We start from the raw sequence: 12,387 nt of genomic DNA on the forward strand, positions 1-12,387 counted from the left end.
ACTCGGCCACCCGCGTTGTGGCCCAAGGCTCAGCTCTTTCATCAGGATGCACACATGCAGGTAGAAAGCTTTTTCGAATGGCTCGGCCAGGCACTCGGTTCGATCATCCGCTTCATCGTCGATGGGCTCAGCGGCCTGTTCAACATACTGAGCAACGCTGGCGGCAATTTTGTCGATGGCCTGGCCAAGACACTGGGCATGGACACCTCGATCATCAGCATCCTCGCGCTGATTGTCGGCCTGATGCTGCTGTGGTCGGCGATTCGCGCGTTCATGAATGCGTCGATCATTGCCGGGATCATCTGGTTGCTGTTGGGGTTGTGGCTGTTGAGCTGGATCATCCATTAACCCTCGTGGGAGCGAGCCTGCTCGCGAAGGCGTCAGATCAGCCAAAACGGCTCTGAATGACACACCGTTTTCGCGAGCAGGCTCGCTCCCACATTGGTCTGTATCGCAGGCCGCATGAATCGCTACAATCCCCGCTCCCCCAAGGAGCCCGCATGTCCAACCTGATTGCCGACTGGCGCGACCGTCCGACTCACCACAAGGTCTGGGCGCTCGCCGCGCCGATGATTCTTTCGAATATTTCCGTACCGCTGGTGGCGCTGGTCGACAGCACCGTCATCGGCCACCTGCCCCACGCCCATCAGTTGGGCGCAGTGGCGGTCGGCGCCAGCCTCTACACCTTTCTCGCCTGGGCCATGGGCTTTCTGCGCATGGGCACCACCGGGTTTGCCGCCCAGGCCGCCGGGCGCAGCGATGGCGCGGCGTTGCGGCAGATTCTGTTGCAGGGTTTGCTGCTGGCGCTGGGACTGGCAATCGTGCTCGGCACGCTCGGCGTGCCGTTGAGCGGCGTGGCCCTGCACTTCATGCAGCCGTCGGCGGAGCTTGATCAACTGACCCGCGAATTCTTCCACACCCGGTTATTCGGGCTGCCCGCAGCGCTGGCCAGTTACGCCCTGGTCGGCTGGTTCCTCGGCACTCAGAACGCCCGGGCGCCGCTGGCGATTCTGCTGAGCACCAACCTGATCAACATCGCTTTGAACCTGTGGTTCGTGATTGGCCTGGAATGGGGGGTGGTCGGCTCGGCCCGGGCTTCGGTGATTGCCGAGTGGAGCGGTGCCCTGCTTGGCCTGTGGCTGACCCGTGGCGCCTTGCGCGCCTATCCCGGGCAAATCGCCTGGGCAGCGCTGAAGGTGTGGCAGAGCTGGCGCCCGTTACTGGCGGTCAACCGCGACATTTTCATCCGCAGCCTGGCGCTGCAATCGGTGTTCTTCCTGATCACCGTGCAAGGCGCGCGTTTGGGCGATGCCACGGTGGCGGCCAATGCCCTGCTGCTCAACGGCCTGCTGCTGACCGCCCATGCGCTGGACGGTCTGGCGCATGCGGTCGAAGCCTTGTGCGGGCACGCGATCGGCGCCCGCGATCGCCTCGCCCTGCGCCGCTCATTGGTGGTGGCCGGCGGCTGGTCGTTGTTGGCCAGCCTCGGATTTGCCGCGCTGTTTCTGCTGGCCGGGCATTTGTTCATCGAAATGCAGACCGATATCCAGAGCGTGCGCGACACCGCGTTCATCTATCTGCCGTATCTGGCGGTGTTGCCGCTGATTGCGGTCTGGAGCTATTTGCTCGACGGCCTGTTCATCGGCGCCACCCGCGCCCGGGAAATGCGCAATGGCATGCTGCTGACCGTCGCCCTGCTGCTGCCGTTTGCCTGGGCGCTACAAGGGTTGGGCAATCACGGGCTGTGGATAACGTTCCTGCTGTTCATGGTCTTGCGCAGCCTGACCCTCGGCGTATTTGCCCTGTGGCTGCGCCGCGACGACGGCTGGTTCAGCGGCGCCGCTCACTGAACCGGCGTGTGTTTGACGAACGCGACGACCTGCTCAAGCACCGGCGCCAGGCGCCGAAGCGGCCGCGACAGGCTCGCCACCAGCGTCACATGACTGGGGCGCGAATAGTACAGATCCTGCACCGGCACACCGGCCTCGCGCAGTTTGCGCGCGAGACCGGCGGTGTTGCGCGTCGGGTTGACCAGATTATCTTTGGTCGCAGCGATCAGCAGCGCCGGAGGCTCACCCTGCCGGACATGGTTGATCGGCTGCGATTGCGGCGGTGAGTCAGGCCAGAAGAATACCGGGCGCACAGCGGCATTCTTGATCGGCAGAAAATCGTACGGCCCGGCCAGGCCGATCCAGCCGCTGAGGTCTTTCGACGACATGCCCACCGCACCGAGCAGCGCAGGGTCGAGCGCCAGCATCGCCGCATTGTAGGCCCCGGAACTGTGACCCATCAGGAACAGGCGTTGCGGGTTGCCGGAGAACTCGCGGATATGCGCCCGGGTCCAGGCCACTGCCCGCGCCGAGTCTTCAAGAAACAGCGGATAGCGCACTTGCGGGTACAGCCGATAATCCGCCAGCACCGCGACGATCCCCCGCGACGCCAGCGCCTCGCCGACAAAGGCGTAATCGCCGCGATCACCGCTGTTCCAGCTGCCGCCGTAGAAAAACACCACCACCGGTGCGCCCTCCAGTGGCTGGTGAGGCACGTAGACGTCGAGTTTCTGCCGTGGATCTTCGCCGTAGGCAATGCCCGCCGTTCGCTGGAACGTGTCATCGGGTGTCAGCGCATTGAGCACCTTGACCGGCGAACACCCCGACAGCATCAGCAGCAGACACCCGCCGAGGATTGAACCAAACCGTTGCCACAGCGGGTTTGTCATGGGTGCCACACCTCAAGATTGATCGTTCTGCCAGTGCCGCCGCACATGGTCGAGCCGTGCCTGCTGGCTCAGCCCGTCCGGCACGTCCGGCAGTGGCGCCCGGGGATGCTGCAAGCGTAGCCATAACCAGCCATCCAGCACCGCGCGGTCGCTGAAACCCAGGCTCAGGCCCTCCTGCACATGGGAGGCCATCCGCGCGTAGTCGGTTCCCATGGATTGGCACCAGCGCCAGATGTGTTGTTCCAGCAGACAGTTTTGCAAGCGTTCGCGCTGGCGCCGGGTCAGGCTTTCGTCGACGCTCAGCGGCTCGACCACCCATTGCGGATTGCGCAGTTGCTGCCAGCCCTCACTGCCAATGGCGAGGTCTGCCCAGGTACCACCGAACCAGCGCAGCAGTTGGATCGGCCCGAGCCAGCGGCTCAGGTCGGCGGCATCACAGGCATCGAAGAAGTAACTGGCTGTCTGCCGGTTGTAGTAACCGAGCAAGGCGCGATGATTGAGCCCGAACGAGACGGTCAGCATTCGTCGCAAGTGACTCAGAAGAACCTGCAGCGAGGCATCGCTCGCGATCAGCAGACCGCGCCAGGTCTGCGGATCACGGTGACACAGCGCCGCCAGTGCCGGGCTTTCGTGCAGGTCGACCAGCAGCGGCCCGAGCTCGCTTACCGCCTGAAATTCGGTGCCCTCGAACAGCCGCGTGCAATGGACGGCGGCGAACCCCTGACGCAACGTCGTCCGCGCCTGCTGCGCATCGGTGCCATCGAGCAGCAGCCACTGTGTCTGCGCGGTGAATGGCGCGCCGCTCAAGTGGCGCCGCCCTGTCCCAGCGACGCGACCAGCCGGCAACTGCAGATTGCCGCCGTGCAGTGGTTATAACTGCCACCGCCGGGCACCAGACACAACAGCAACAGCGGTTCGGCGGACATCAACCACCGCGCCAGACCTGCGCTCGGCAGAACGTCCGGCAGCACCGGAGGCTCTTGGCAGTCTTCGATCAGGGCCGGTTCCTGCAACACACCACTGATCACCGGCTGATCCGGATCGCCCTCAAGAAAACTCACCACCACCTCGACGCCCTCGTCCAACGCTGCCGGCGCCGTCTCGCTCAACGCCGCAGAAAGGGGCAGCCAGCAGTGACTGGCAGCAGCGCCTTCACCCTGATAGAGCCAGTCAAACTGCACCGCTACCGACCGCCATTCGTCAGGTTGAGGCTCAGTGACGGTCACCACCCAGGCCCGTTGCAGACTGTGCATACGCGGTGGTGTTGCAGGGCTCGTCGGCGGGGCAAGAGGCGCCTGGGCCGAGGCAAGAATCCGGTTGCTGTACGGCGGTTCGCTGGCCGGATCAGCACGATGCTCGATCCGGTTCAGCAGCCAGCGGCGGTTGCACTCGGCAAACGGATGTTCGCTCAGTGCCAGCCACCGCGCACTGCGCAAGGTTGGCAGATCGCTGTGGCCGTGGGCTTTGCCGGGCCGAGCCAAACGCTCCTGCACATCGCTGGCATCCACTTGCATCTGCCAGCGCCGGACGCTCGGCGAGTTCGCGTCATCGTCCACAGATGCCCCGCCAACCAGCGGAAACCTTGCGGGATCATCAACGAAGACCAGACAGTGCCCGTCAGGCCGATGCTCGAAGTAGTAGTGAATTCGCGCCTGCGCGCACAGCCGCTGCACGAACTGCAGGTCCGACTCGCGGTATTGGGTGCAAAACGTGCGTACCGGGTATTCGCCGTGCAAATCAAAACGCCGTTGCGCGCCAGCGATACCGTGCTCCTTGAGGACCTGTGCGAGGATCTGCGGCACACACTGGCTGCTGAAAATGCGCTGACTGAAACGCAGCGCCAGACAACTCAACTTCGGTCCCAGCGTCACTCGGCACAACCGCACCCCCGCCGCGTGCTCATGCTGCACGACGCTCTGCAGTTGCCCGCTCAGGCCATTGTGTCTGGGGCCGAAATGCAGGAACGCCGAGCGGTACAGCAGACCGGCCAGGTCCAGTTGCGGGTCATCGATCAACAGGTCGATGTCAAACGCAAAAGGTTCGCTGATGCCCTCACTGCCGGTAAAGGCCAGCACCTCGAAGGGGTCGGGCAGCCCCGTTACATCGAGACGAAACGACGGCTCGTTGACTGATTCGAACATGGGCGGATCTCTACAGGAGGGGCGGCCGGGGATTCTCGCCGAGAGACATGGCCGAGTAGAGAGCTGAAGTACAACTTAGGAAATGACCTACGCGAAAAGCAGACGGGATCACTTCACCGGCTGTGGCAGGCAGTTATTTCGCGGGAAATTTGGGAGATGTCCCACCGGATCATCCGAATTTTCCACCGCTTTCGTGGAAATTTCAGACAACCCGGTGCAACAGCATCTGTCTCAGGAAGACAGGTAGGAGGAGCGGGTCAGACCCAGACGCAAGGCATCGAGGAACTGCGTGCGTTCGCTGGCACTGATGCGGGCACTGGCGCACTTGTCACGGTAGTGGGTCATCAGTTCTTCCGGCGACAAGTGCACGTAGCGCAGCATGTCTTCGATGGTGTCGTGGGTCTCGATACCGGCGTGGTACACGCTGCCATCGGCGTTCTGATAGATGTTCACCGAGTCGGTGTCACCGAACAGGTTGTGCATGTCGCCGAGGATTTCCTGATAAGCGCCGACCAGGAACACCCCCAGCAGATAGTCTTCACCTTCGTTCAGACCGTGTACCGGCAGGCTGGTCTCGATGCTCTGCTCGTCGACGTACTGGTTGATCTTGCCGTCGGAGTCGCAGGTCAGGTCTTGCAGCACGGCACGACGCAGCGGCTCTTCGTCCAGACGATGCAGCGGGATGATCGGCAACACCTGATCAATCGCCCAGGTGTCCGGCAGGCTCTGGAACACCGAGAAGTTGCAGATGTACTTGTCGGCCAGCTTGTCGTTGAGTTCGTCGAGCACCTGACGGTGCGAACGCTGACGGGCTTTCAACGAGTTGTGCAGGCGACGGCACACCGCGAAGTAGCACTGCTCGGCCAGGGCTTTTTCAGCCAGGGTCAGTTTGCCGTCGGCGTACTGCGAGGCCACGTCACTCATGTAGTGCGTTGCGCGCCAGTAGGTCTCGGTGACCATTTCGATGTCGGTCGGGCCGAGCAGGTCAACCAGCCACTGCACGGTTTCCGGCAGTGCTTCCTTGTTTTCGATCTGTGGCACGTCGTCGTTGTGCTTCTCGACGTCAGTCACTTGCACCACCAGCATCGCGTGGTGTGCGGTCAGCGAGCGGCCGCTTTCGGAGAAGATGTGCGGATGCGGCAGGCTCTGCGCGTCGCAGAATTCCTTGAGCATGCCGACCACGACACCGGCGTAGTCGTCCATGTCGTAGTTGATCGAACTGGCATTGCGCGAGTGGGTACCGTCGTAGTCGACACCCAGACCGCCGCCGACGTCGATGTGATCGACCGGCAGGCCAAGGTTGCGCAGCTCGCCGTAGTAACGGATGGCTTCCTTGAAACCGTGCTGGTAGTCAGCCAGGTTGGCGATCTGCGAACCCATGTGGAAGTGCAGCAGGCGAATGCCCTGATCCAGGCCCGCGGCGCGGAAACGCTCGACCACCGACAGCAGTTGCGCCGCCGACAGACCGAACTTGGATTTCTCGCCACCGGTGTCCGCCCACTTCGACGACGCCAGCGACGACAGGCGCACGCGCAGGCCGACCTGTGGCTTGACCTTGAGCGAGGCCGCTTCTTCGATCACCAGGCCGACTTCGGATTCTTTCTCGATCACGATGAACACGTTGTGGCCGAGCTTCTGGCCCATCAGCGCCAGACGGATGAACTCGCGGTCCTTGTAACCGTTGCAGACGATGGTGCCGCCCTTCGGCGCCAGCGCCAGCACCGCCAGCAGCTCAGGCTTGGAGCCGGCTTCCAGACCGATGGAAACGTTCTGGGTGGCGATGATGTTCTCGATCACCGCTTCCTGCTGGTTGACCTTGATCGGGTACAGCGCGGTGTACTTGCTCTGGTATTCCAGGCGCTCGATGTTCGAGTCGAAAGCACCGGTCAGCTGACGGACGCGGTCTTGCAGGATGTCGGGGAAACGTACCAGCAACGGCAGGGACAAGCCGCTCTTGCGCAGTTGGTCGACTTGTTCGAACAGGTCGATAGGCGAACTGCTCGGGCCGTTCGGACGAACTTCGACGCGACCGGCGTCATTGATCGCGAAATACCCGGCCCCCCAATGGCGAATCCCGTAAACACTGCGGCTGTCCGCAACTGTCCATTGGCTGCCATCGTCTTTGCGTGTGCGTCGTACGGACATCGAAGTCCCCTATAAAGAAGTCATAGTGCGTCGCCTGATCGCAGGCCGGCGCAGTCTAAAGAATGAAAATGACGGTTCGTCAGCGCGGCGGTAGACCGCGCTGACCGCGTGTAGTTTAGAAACCGGTATGAACAGGCTCTGTGAAAACCATGGAGACGACGCCGGCGCTGAGCATTACAGAGCCGGATCAAGCCGCAGGTGGTTTTCACAGAGGCTGCTAGCCGCCGGACTTCTTCGCTTTGAAACCGTGCTTGATCAGCTCTGCCAAGAGTAGCTCGACATGATCGCCCTGGATTTCGATGACCCCGTCCTTCAACGCCCCACCGGTGCCGCAACGTTTCTTCAACGTTGTCGCCAGCTCCTTGAGGGCGTCTTCGGCCAGTGGCACGCCGGTGATGGTGGTCACCGTTTTGCCGCCACGGCCCTTGCTCTCGCGACGCACGCGGGCAATGCCGTCCCCGGCCGGGATTACGGTTTGTTTGCAGATACAGGCGTCCACCGGTTTGCTGCATTCCGGGCAATGACGACCTGCGTCGGTGGAAAATACCAGGCCACCAAGGGCGGCGAAGGATGCGGCTTTTTTGGCCACCGGCAATCCTCTTGGGAGGACAAAGACTGATCGCGACCTTGGGCAAGGTCATCGACCGCGAAGCCCCACTCAGGCAGGGGCAGCGCTACTGCACCGTACGCTTGAACAAAAGCAGGTCGGTGCAGCTTGAAAAGGTCGCGCAGTGTAACGGCAAAAAGCGCAATTGCTAAGAGCCAATCGGCGCCAATTTATGTGTTCTTTGCGACGTCGCTTTGCTGCGCCTTCAGATAGCGCTTCAACGCGGCCAGAGAGTCCGGGCAGTAAGGCTTTTGCTCGATTTCCAGCAGCACCTGTTCGACCGGAAGGAAGCGTGCTTCCAGCACTTCTTCCGGCTGCAGTTTCAGCGGGCCGTCCCACACCGCGGAAAACGCCGAGCACCACAGGCGATTGCCGGTGTCCTCGAAGAAGAAATGATCGTGGGCGGTCAGTTCCACCCCGCTCACCCCCAATTCCTCTTCCAGCTCGCGGGCCGCCGATTCGGCATAGGTCTCATCGGCCTGGACCATGCCGCCGGCCGCCACGTCCCAGTAACCGGGATAGATCGCCTTGCTCAAGGTGCGTCGATGCACGCAGAGCTCACCGGCACTGTTGAACAGCATGATGTAAGTGCCGCGACCGATCAGCCCACGCTCACGCAGATCGGCCCGCACCAGGGCGCCGAGCAGGTTGTCCTGCTCGTCGACCCAGGCGATCTGTTCAGCATCGGAGGCGGCGCGATGGGCCGCCTCTTTGGCGCTCTCGTCCATGACTCAGCCCTGATTGAGCAGTTGACGCAGATCGATCACGGCGGCGTTGGCCCGGGAGATGTAGTTGGCCATGACCAGCGAGTGGTTGGCCAGCACGCCGAAGCCGCTGCCGTTGAGAATCATCGGGCTCCAGACCGGCTCCTGCGAGGCTTCCAGCTCACGAATGATCTGGCGCACGCTGACCGTGGCGTTCTTCTTCGCCAGCACATCGGCGAAGTCCACTTCGATGGCGCGCAGCAGGTGCGACAGCGCCCAGGCCTGACCGCGTGCTTCATAGAACACGTTGTCGATCTGCATCCACGGAGTCTCGACCACTTCCTCGTCAACCTGCGGCACTTCGCCCACCGCCGGCACTTCGGTTTTCAGTGCGGTGTTGAGCTTCACCCGGCCAACACTGGCGGACAGACGTTGCGACAGCGAACCCAGGCGAGTGCCGACATCGCCCAGCCAGTTGTTCAGGTTATCGGCGCGGGCGTAGAACAAGGCGTTTTTCTGCGTTGGATCAGACAGACGCGCCTGATAACGGCTCAGGGAGTTGATGCCTTCCTGATACTCCGATTCGCTCGACGGCAGGATCCAGCTCTTGTTGTCGAAGTTGAAACGCGGTTCGGCTTTTGCCAGGTCGGCATCTTCGGCCGACTGCGACTGCGAACGGGCGAAGTCTTTACGCAGGGCCCGGGTCAGGTCACGCACCTGCACCAGCACGCCGTATTCCCAGCTCGGCGTGTTGTCCATCCACAGGCCTGGCGGGAAGCGGTCGTTGGAAATGTAGCCACCCGGCTTGTTCAGCAGAGTGCCGGCAACGGTCTTGAGGGTTTCGACCGTGGTGTAACCGACCACCATTTGCTTGCCTTCTTTCTCGGCAGCCGCCTGGGCATTTTGTGCCACCGGGAACAGCGCGGGCTCCTGGCTCCAGTACCAGCCCAGGCCAATAGTGACCAGCAGATAAATGCCGATCAGCGTGGCCAGCGCGCGGCTGAACAGCAGCCCGCCCACGTAGCTGCGGGTGGCCGACTTCGGTTCAGCGGCACGTTCAGGCGCGCTGCCCGCGCGGTTCTTCCAGTCCAGCATGGCGATATCCTTTCAATCACTTGGGTTCAACGGTTCGACCACAACCATACAACAACGTGCCAAGGCCGGGCACCCGTGATCGGGTCATGGAACAAAAAACCGCGCGCGGTCGGTGAGCGAAAGGATAGACGCGCCCTTCAGACGCTGAAAATTTTCATTGAAATCGGCCGGACGGCGTCAGCTGCGAACAGATGGGCGATGCCCTCAGCGTCGGTCTTGCGCTGGCTGACAACGCCGTCAACCGTTACGAGATAAGGCTGCTGCGCCAGCGGCTCACCGGTCATGCTGTCGACCAGACGAAAAATTCGCGGGGTTCGGACGGGCTGCGCGGGGGGATTGTTCATCATCTCGAGCACAGTCTGATCGAAGACCGACGCCGCAACCGGCCACTGGCCGAATTCGGCTTGTGACTTGAGCAACAACCAGTCGCCACACTCAATCTGCCCCAGCACTTCGCTGTCCAGATTGATCAGCAAGCTGGCCCGCAGCTCATCGAGCCCTTCAAGCCGGCGGCGCTCCAGCAATACCTGACAGACGCGTTCCAGCGCCTGATCCACGGGGTAAACATGCTGACGCTCGGCGCTGGTCAACTCAGCATGATGAACCAGCCTCATCCCTGCGCCGCGCCTTGCCACTCGTCGGAGCCCATCGTGCGGCTCACCTCGTGTCGCCAATAAATGCGCTGGTAGCTGAAATGGACTTTTTCCAGTTGAGTGAAGTGCGACACCGCCGAATCCAGACAATGCGGCATCAGCACCTCGGCACCGACGATCAGCGCATCCTCCAGTTCGATAGTGTAGAAGTGCTCCTGCACGCCCTGGGCGGAGGTGCGATAGAACTCCACGCGACACTGGCTGAGCAGCTCACCGGAACACATCGCCACCTCGATCAGGGGCGATGCCTTGTCGAGTGCCTTGGTGATGATCAGCGGCTTGTGCATCCGCCTCCCCGCGCCCTGCCCCTTGGGAAGGAAAATGCCGTGGCTCAGGGCCTGAACCATGATTTTGTCCTCACGCCCCTTCTGATAGATGTTGCCCACCGACTCCTCGGTGAAGGCCCCGGCACTGATCAGCCCCTGACGGCTGCCGTGAATGGTCATGAAGGCTGGGCTGGGCATGGGGTTGCTCCTTTTTGTGGTTGGGGCGGGGGGAAATGGTCGGGTTCGTCGGGGAGCTTTTCGATTTCTTCGAAAGGTATCCAGGGTTCGGCGACCTCAAGGGTGATGAGGTAGCGCTCCTGATCCGGATGCCTGGAGTCTCGAAATCGTGCCAGTGACAGCATTGCCTGGTACTTGTCGCCAGCCTGCCAATAGGACGTGCCCGAGAGCACGCCTTGTCGGACGTATGCACGCCACTGCGGGGTATCCGCCATAGTCGGATCGCGCCGCGTACCCATCGGTTTCCAGCCCTTTGCACACCACTGTGCCTGCAGATCGACTACAACTTTCATCGCATCGTCGATGAGTAAAGGCTCGATTTGCGGGGACATGCGGATGTCGATGACCAGATTGCCAACGAAAGTCAGCGTAAAAAAACGCGCAAGAGGTGTTTTGAATCCGTACTGCGGATCAATAAAGCGCAGGCGGGCGTCAGTCTTCGGGATCCCACCCGAAACGCCGCCTCGGCCGCGACCCCACGCCTTGAATCCGGCTGTCGAGTGCGCTTCCATGTATTCATATGTTCCCCCCATTTTCACGGTAATCACGGGGTCATCCCACAATGGCTGCGTCAGTAGACGTGCGGCGGCTATCGCTAGAACAGTACAAAGCACCAACGCCCCCCAACAGCGCCTGCTGAACAGAAAGAAGTGCAAGTTAACTCCCCTCCATGGTGGCAATTTCATGGATGGATTGTGCTAGCGCATGTCTATCGTCGTTATTGAGCATCTGGTCAAAACGAGCCGCCGCCCGAAGCACGAACGCCATTCGTTGATCGATATCGGATAAATCCGCTAGAGGATTAGTATCGAAACCGATGGTGCGGCCATCATCGACTCGCTGGCATTGACTGGTGAGGGTCAACTCGATGGCCTGGGCAACGCCTGAGGGAAAATCCGTTACGTAAGAAAAATGATTGCCCCGCAGCAGCGCCACCAGATGAAGGTTTTCGTAGATGGTTGGCTGAAGAATGTTTCGTTGCTCATGCCAAGCCAGATGCTCCACACTTTCGGCAATATTCCCTGCCTCGATCGCTTCAAAAGCATCCAGAATTTCTGTAGAGCGCTTTCCAAACTCAAGTGTTTCCTGCCCCACCGGCCAAAGGACCGGAAACGTGGGGTGCCCATATATTTTTTTCCGCTCACCAAGACACTTCTTCAACTCCGCCAACCCACGCACCGCATAAAACCGGTGCAACGGATGTACATCCAGAAACAGCGTGGTATTGCCCATCGCCATCATGTCGTACACATGCTGGAACTGTTGCTGCGCCACTGACAACGCTGCACCGGGGCCATGGAAATCCAGCGACGACACAGGATTGCGCGCCCGGGCTTCGTCGTACTCGCGCAACGCATCGGCTTGCTCAGGCATTTTTGCAGGAGTCAGCAATCCGGACTCGCGGCGAGCATCCCGCACCCGCTGCCGCGCCTCATGTTCTTCACGAATACGTTCGATACTGTCTGCGGCATGGAGCAGCCCACAACCCACCTGCTTGGAAGCGAAGGCCGCCAGACCCGCCCACTGGAACCGCGGATCGTGTCGCCACAAGCGGGCATAGGCGGCGTTGATCGCCCGGTTGCGTGCAACGGGATCGGCGATCAGAACGCCCTCAGGTGCGACAACTTTCTCGGCCTCCTGCTGACAGGCACGCCAGAGGCACTGACACGTCAGTACCGGAACCTCGGTAACCAGCATCTTTTCGCCGTACAGCCACTCTTCCTTGCACTCACACTCGGCGACGGGCGCGGTGGTGTGGTTCAGGCGTAATCCATCGCTGGGATGCTGGTTGAAACATTGGGTCATGGTGGCGAAGGCAT

The 12,387-nt window shown here is 61.4% G+C and carries 13 protein-coding genes; 2 read left to right on the forward strand and 11 right to left on the reverse strand.

Translation table 11 applies throughout. The annotated features are described in order from the left end of the window. The first annotated feature begins 54 nt into the window (after window positions 1-54). On the forward strand, window positions 55-348 hold the full coding sequence (locus OC71_RS09980; protein WP_007963021.1) for a hypothetical protein: 294 nt from the start codon (window positions 55-57) through the stop codon (window positions 346-348). Window positions 349-500: 152 nt separating this feature from the next. After that, the gene (locus OC71_RS09985) at window positions 501-1,850 is read left to right on the forward strand and encodes an MATE family efflux transporter (RefSeq protein ID WP_041068067.1); all 1,350 of its coding nucleotides are present in this window, start codon (window positions 501-503) and stop codon (window positions 1,848-1,850) included. On the opposite strand, the gene OC71_RS09990 is transcribed toward OC71_RS09985, so the two are convergent. From OC71_RS09990 to OC71_RS10040, 11 genes are all read right to left on the reverse strand, one after another. Beyond that, window positions 1,844-2,719: an alpha/beta hydrolase gene (locus OC71_RS09990; protein WP_041068070.1), complete on the reverse strand. Its 876-nt coding sequence runs from the start codon at window positions 2,717-2,719 to the stop codon at window positions 1,844-1,846. The two genes, OC71_RS09985 and OC71_RS09990, sit on opposite strands and share 7 nt — an antisense overlap. Before the next feature lie 12 nt (window positions 2,720-2,731). Beyond that, window positions 2,732-3,526, reverse strand: a complete 795-nt coding sequence (locus OC71_RS09995) for a DUF4123 domain-containing protein (RefSeq protein ID WP_041068073.1) — start codon at window positions 3,524-3,526, stop codon at window positions 2,732-2,734. After that, complete coding sequence (locus tag OC71_RS10000) at window positions 3,523-4,860, reverse strand: contractile injection system protein, VgrG/Pvc8 family (RefSeq protein WP_041068076.1); 1,338 nt, start codon at window positions 4,858-4,860, stop codon at window positions 3,523-3,525. Before OC71_RS10000 ends, OC71_RS09995 begins: the two co-directional genes overlap by 4 nt. A 231-nt stretch (window positions 4,861-5,091) precedes the next feature. Continuing rightward, a complete protein-coding gene (gene speA / locus OC71_RS10005) occupies window positions 5,092-7,005 on the reverse strand; it encodes an arginine decarboxylase (RefSeq protein WP_007963030.1) in 1,914 nt (637 codons plus the stop codon). A gap of 217 nt (window positions 7,006-7,222) precedes the next feature. After that, a complete protein-coding gene (locus OC71_RS10010) occupies window positions 7,223-7,594 on the reverse strand; it encodes a translation initiation factor Sui1 (RefSeq protein WP_041068080.1) in 372 nt (123 codons plus the stop codon). A gap of 188 nt (window positions 7,595-7,782) precedes the next feature. Then, window positions 7,783-8,340 carry an NUDIX hydrolase gene (locus OC71_RS10015; RefSeq protein WP_041068082.1) on the reverse strand — a complete coding sequence of 186 codons (558 nt, stop codon included), beginning with the start codon at window positions 8,338-8,340 and terminating at the stop codon, window positions 7,783-7,785. A gap of 3 nt (window positions 8,341-8,343) precedes the next feature. Then, window positions 8,344-9,411 carry a DUF2333 family protein gene (locus OC71_RS10020; protein WP_007963034.1) on the reverse strand — a complete coding sequence of 356 codons (1,068 nt, stop codon included), beginning with the start codon at window positions 9,409-9,411 and terminating at the stop codon, window positions 8,344-8,346. A 137-nt stretch (window positions 9,412-9,548) separates the two neighbouring features. Then, window positions 9,549-9,968, reverse strand: a complete 420-nt coding sequence (locus OC71_RS10025; RefSeq protein WP_368040866.1) for a hypothetical protein — start codon at window positions 9,966-9,968, stop codon at window positions 9,549-9,551. Between the two features lie 53 nt (window positions 9,969-10,021). Further along, entirely contained in the window at window positions 10,022-10,528 is a 507-nt protein-coding gene (locus OC71_RS10030) for an Hcp family type VI secretion system effector (RefSeq protein WP_041068089.1), read from the reverse strand. After that, window positions 10,507-11,115 (reverse strand): hypothetical protein, encoded by a 609-nt coding sequence (locus OC71_RS10035; RefSeq protein ID WP_368040865.1) that lies wholly within the window; start codon window positions 11,113-11,115, stop codon window positions 10,507-10,509. The genes OC71_RS10030 and OC71_RS10035 overlap by 22 nt, the downstream gene beginning before the upstream one ends. A 109-nt stretch (window positions 11,116-11,224) precedes the next feature. Then, on the reverse strand, window positions 11,225-12,373 hold the full coding sequence (locus tag OC71_RS10040) for a DUF2515 family protein (protein WP_041068092.1): 1,149 nt from the start codon (window positions 12,371-12,373) through the stop codon (window positions 11,225-11,227). Between the last annotated feature and the right edge of the window lie 14 nt (window positions 12,374-12,387).

The organism is Pseudomonas sp. W15Feb9B (genome assembly GCF_000828175.1).
GTDB classification, from domain to species: Bacteria; Pseudomonadota; Gammaproteobacteria; order Pseudomonadales; family Pseudomonadaceae; genus Aquipseudomonas; species Aquipseudomonas parakoreensis.